This window comes from Streptosporangium sp. NPDC003464 (assembly GCF_053588315.1).
In genome coordinates, this window is record NZ_JBSFPS010000446.1 from 1 (window position 1) to 4,519 (window position 4,519).

Annotated in this window: 4 protein-coding genes and 1 pseudogene; all 5 read left to right on the top strand. The window is 69.8% G+C overall.

Annotated elements, in window-relative coordinates; translation table 11 throughout:
- Positions 1-657, top strand: a pseudogene (locus ACWDS7_RS46780) (hypothetical protein); the annotation flags it as partial.
- Positions 658-1,102: 445 nt separating this feature from the next.
- Positions 1,103-1,444 (top strand): ArsR/SmtB family transcription factor, encoded by a 342-nt coding sequence (locus ACWDS7_RS46785; protein WP_451934565.1) that lies wholly within the window; start codon positions 1,103-1,105, stop codon positions 1,442-1,444.
- Between the two features lie 68 nt (positions 1,445-1,512).
- A complete protein-coding gene (locus tag ACWDS7_RS46790; RefSeq protein WP_451934566.1) occupies positions 1,513-3,198 on the top strand; it encodes a SulP family inorganic anion transporter in 1,686 nt (561 codons plus the stop codon).
- 101 nt (positions 3,199-3,299) lie between these two features.
- Positions 3,300-3,704, top strand: a complete 405-nt coding sequence (locus ACWDS7_RS46795; protein WP_306872184.1) for a cupin domain-containing protein — start codon at positions 3,300-3,302, stop codon at positions 3,702-3,704.
- 380 nt (positions 3,705-4,084) lie between these two features.
- Positions 4,085-4,519: serine hydrolase domain-containing protein (locus ACWDS7_RS46800; protein ID WP_451934564.1), on the top strand; the 435-nt coding region annotated here is incomplete at its 3' end.

The following is a 4,519-nucleotide window of genomic DNA, read 5'->3' on the forward strand; positions in this document are numbered from 1 at the left end:
GAAGCCTCCTCCACCGAGACCACCGGCCGCAGCCTGTACGCCTCGGCCGCCGAGGCGTCACGTCTGGCCGGTTGGCGCGCCTACGACGCCGGCCAGACCGCGGCGGCCGAGCGGCACTTCAGCACCGCGGTCCGCGCATCGGCCAGCTCCGGCAACGACACCACCGGGGCCAGCGCCCTGGCGTTCTGGGCCAACCTCCGCTACTCGGGCGGTGACCCGCGCGGCGCCCCCGACCTCCTCAGCGGGGCCCTGGCTCCTACCCGGAAGATCACCTCTCCACGTGTGCTGGCCATGCTCCACGCGCGCCGGGCCCGTGCCCACTCCAAGGCCGGCGAGGCGACCGCGGCCTATCAGGCGGTCGATGCCGCGCTCGCCGCCTACGACCGCGCGGGCCCGGCCGTCGAGGACCTGCCCGCCATGTACTGGGTGACCGCCGGCGAGCTGCATCAGGTCGCGGCGAGTTCGGCGTTGTCGCTGGGCGAACCCCAGCGGGCGCTACGGCACTTCGACGCCGCCTTATCCCATCATGATCCGTACGACACGGAGAAAGAAGCCCGGGGCGCGGCGATCTATCTGGCGCGTCGGGCCGAGGCCCACCTGGCGCTCGGCGACGTCGACCGCTGGAAGGACAACCCCACGGGCAGAGCCGGACTGTAACCAGGCCCCCTGCTGCCTCCCAAATGTCCGGTACTCCTGCGCCGACGTCCCGTCCGTAACCGCCCCACCCAGCCTGCGTGCCATGCTCACCGCACTGGACCGCACCCCCCTGGTCGGTGACCATGATCGCGGATGGCTCATGTACGTGATAGCGGAATCCAGCTCATCATTCGTGATCACTAAATTGCGAATATTCGAAATTTAGTACATCCTGATGAAGGTTCACCGGGATAGATCAGATGGAGGGTGCTGTGAGTGAGTCTTTTGCCGCCGCGGTGCGAGATCGCGTCCGGCGGGCGGACGCGGCATTGGCGGCGGCACGTCTCAGTGGCGATACCGAGGAGGTGATGCTGGCCGAGGCGGAATGGGAGGAGGCGCGGCATACCGCCCGTAGGCATGGCGTCCCGGTCGGCTCGGCCGAGCCGGGTGAAGGGTCGGTCGCGTGATGTCGGTGCCGTTGTATGAGGCGAAGGCGGAGTTGTTTCGGCTGCTGGGTCATCCGGTGCGGATCCGGGTGTTGGAACTGTTGCAGGACGGACCGATGCCGGTGCGGGATCTGCTGGCCGCCATCGAGGTGGAGGCGACCGGACTGTCGCAGCATCTGGCCGTTTTGCGCCGTTCGGGCATGGTCAACGCTCATCGCGAGGGTTCCACCGTTGTCTACGCTCTGGCCGGCGGGAATGTGGCCGAACTGCTGCGCGCGGCCCGCACCCTGTTGACGCAGATGCTCACCGGGCAGCATGAGCTGCTGAGTGAACTGCAACAGGCGGAGACCAGCGCCTCGTGAACTCCTTTGTCTCCTCGAGCTGGTCCCGGGTGCGTTCAGTGCTGCCCGAACGCGGTGAGCTGGCCGTGATGGGCCGAGGTCCCCGCCGTGACCTGCTGGCCGGGCTGACGGTGGCGATCGTGGCCCTGCCGCTGGCGCTCGGGTTCGGCATCTCCTCCGGGATGGGTGCCGAGGCCGGCCTGGCCACCGCGGTCGTCGCGGGTGCGCTGGCCGCGCTGTTCGGCGGCTCGGGTCTGCAGGTCTCGGGGCCGACCGGAGCGATGACGGTGGTGCTGGTGCCGATCATGCACCAGCACGGCGCGTCCGGAGTGCTGACGGTCGGGGTGCTGGCCGGGCTGATGCTGATCGCTCTGGCTCTGGGCCGGGCGGGCAAGTACATGGCTCTGGTGCCAGCGCCGGTGGTGGAGGGCTTCACCATCGGTATCGCCTGCGTGATCGGCCTGCAGCAGGTGCCGGCTGCCCTGGGCGTGCCGACCTCCGCCGGCGACAAGGTCGTCGCCGTGGCCTGGCAGGCCGTTCAAGACTTCGCCGCCCGCCCCGGTTGGTGGGCGCCCGCCGTCGCGCTGGCAGTGGCCGTGCTGATGCTGGCGGGGGCGCGCTGGCGGCCCACCGTTCCGTTCTCCCTACTCGCCGTGGCTGCGGCCACCCTGGCCGCCGAAGTGGCCGGCCTGCCGCTGACCCGGATCGGCCAGCTCCCCGCCGGGTTGCCCGCCCCGTCATTGGCCTTCTTCGATGCGAGCGCGCTGAGCTCGCTGCTCGCCCCCGCGGTCGCGGTCGCCGCCCTCGCAGCACTGGAGTCGCTGCTGTCGGCCGCCGTGGCCGACGGCATGAGCGTCAACCACCGCCACAACCCGGATCGCGAACTGTTCGGCCAAGGTCTGGCCAACCTCCTCGCCCCGCTGTTCGGCGGCGTCCCGGCCACCGGTGCCATCGCCCGCACCGCGGTCAACGTCCGCTCCGGCGCCCACTCCCGGTTGGCCGCACTCGCCCACGCGGGCATCCTGGCCGTGATCGTCTATCTGGCCGCCGACCTGGTCGCCCGCATCCCGCTGGCCGCGCTGGCCGGCGTGCTGCTGGCCACATCGGTGCGCATGGTCGAGGTCGGCTCGGTCAAGGCCATGATCGGTTCCACCCGCAGCGACGCGCTCGTGCTGGCGCTGACCGCCGTCGCCACCGTGGCCCTCGACCTGGTCGCCGCGGTCATCCTCGGCCTGATCGTCGCCGGCGCACTGGCTTTGCGCGCCATCGCCCATAACGTCCGCCTGGACGTGACGCCGCTGCGCCCGGACCTATCAGGCGACCACACCGAGCAAGAGCACGCCCTGCTCGCCGAGCACATCGTCGCCTACCGCCTGGACGGTCCTCTGTTCTTCGCCGCCGCCCACCGTTTCCTGCTGGAACTGTCGGAAGTGGCCGACGTCTCAGCGGTCATCTTGCGCATGTCCCGGGTCACCACCCTCGACGCCAGCGGCGCGCTCGTCCTGGGTGATGCGATCACCCGGCTCGAGCGTCGTGGCATCACCGTCTATATCTCCGGCATCCGTGACGGTCACCACCAGGCCCTGCAGGCGCTCGGCGTCATTGCGCGCCTCGATGAGGCCGGGCGCGTCCTGGCCACCACTCCGCAGGCCATCGCCGCCGCCCGTGATCACCTGCGCCAGGTGGGGCTCCTGCCCGTCGACAGCCACGCCCCGGCCGGCGCCGGCGACCACGGTGACGGCCGTACTCGGGGGCGGGTGCGGCGCCCCCTCTGAAGGAGGGGGGCATCCCGAGGTTCGAGAGCCGCTGAGCTTCTCGGGGCTGCCTGCGAAAGCGCTGATTGCGCTTACGCGGGCGGCTGCTAACGTCCGGACGCATGGGCGACAGCGTGTACGTGGGCAACGCGGGCAAGGATGCGGCGCTGGACCGGGGGTGGCTCCTCGGGCACTTCAAGGACACCGATGATCCTCGCCACAGCGAGGCCGTAGAGATCAAATGGGGCCTCCACCCGCGTGGCGACGAACGACTGCAATGGGTGAGAGGTGAGGAACGAACGGCGCTCCTGGTGCTCATCAGCGGTCGCTTCCGTGTCGAACTCCCCGGCCGCAGTGTTCTCCTGCAAGAGCAGGGTGATTTCGTCGTGTGGGGTCACGGCGTCGACCACTCCTGGTTCGCGGAAGAAGAGTCGGTGGTGCTGACGGTTCGGTGGCCGTCCGTACCCGGCTACGCAGTGACACAACACGATGAGGCTCGGTCGCCTGGAGTCGCCCCGGTTCAGTAGACACATCAGGGCTTTCGACCACGCGGCAGCACGACCATCTTCCCGGTTGCTCTTGAAAGTCTGCCGTTGATCGGATCCGGCGAGGCTGAGCGGCCTGTTGGCAAATTCGCCACGACTGGTTGCTGACCGGCCGGTAGCAGAGCAGCCGTATCGGCCTCGGAGAAAGAGGCAGTCATGACAGAGCAGGGAGGCGGCCTATCCCCCTCGATACCAGCGCCGGCCGTACTACCTTCAGCGAGATGGACACCCGCTCGCCCCGGACCGGCTGCATGCCCTGGTTCCGGGCGGCCCGTACTGGGGTATCCGCGCTGAGCACCCCCATGATCTGAGCGGGAACACCCCATCGGCAACCACGGCGTCGGCGACTTCGAGGAGTATCCATGACCCACCCGCGTGACCAGATCACCCAGCTCCTCAACGATGGGGTGCGCGAGCGGGTCTTCCCCGGCGCGGTATGGGCCATCGGCGACGCCACCAGCACGCTCCTGTCGGGAACCTGCGGCCTGGCCGACCCCACCGACCCCGCCTCCGCGATGCGGCCCGACACCCTGTTCGACGTCGCGAGCCTCACCAAGATCCTCGCCGTCTGGGCCTGCATCGGCTCCCTCTGGGAAGCCGGCGCGCTGCCGCTGGATGACCCGCTCGCCACCTTCTGGCCAAAGGTCGCCGGCCATCCGCTCGGCCACGCCACCGCCCGGCATCTGCTCACCCACACCGCCGGCATGCCGCTGCGTGCCAACCTCAAGCACCTGTACGGTACCGACCCCCGGGCCGTCCGCGACGGTGTCCTGCGCGAGGAGCTGCATCGCCCGATC

What these genes read in the sequence shown, in the direction of transcription:
- ACWDS7_RS46790 (WP_451934566.1), top strand. Translation starts at nt 1,513, where the DNA reads ATGGGCCGAGGTCCCCGCCGTGACCTGCTGGCCGGGCTGACGGTGGCG.
- ACWDS7_RS46785 (WP_451934565.1), top strand. Translation starts at nt 1,103, where the DNA reads ATGTCGGTGCCGTTGTATGAGGCGAAGGCGGAGTTGTTTCGGCTGCTG.
- ACWDS7_RS46795 (WP_306872184.1), top strand. Translation starts at nt 3,300, where the DNA reads ATGGGCGACAGCGTGTACGTGGGCAACGCGGGCAAGGATGCGGCGCTG.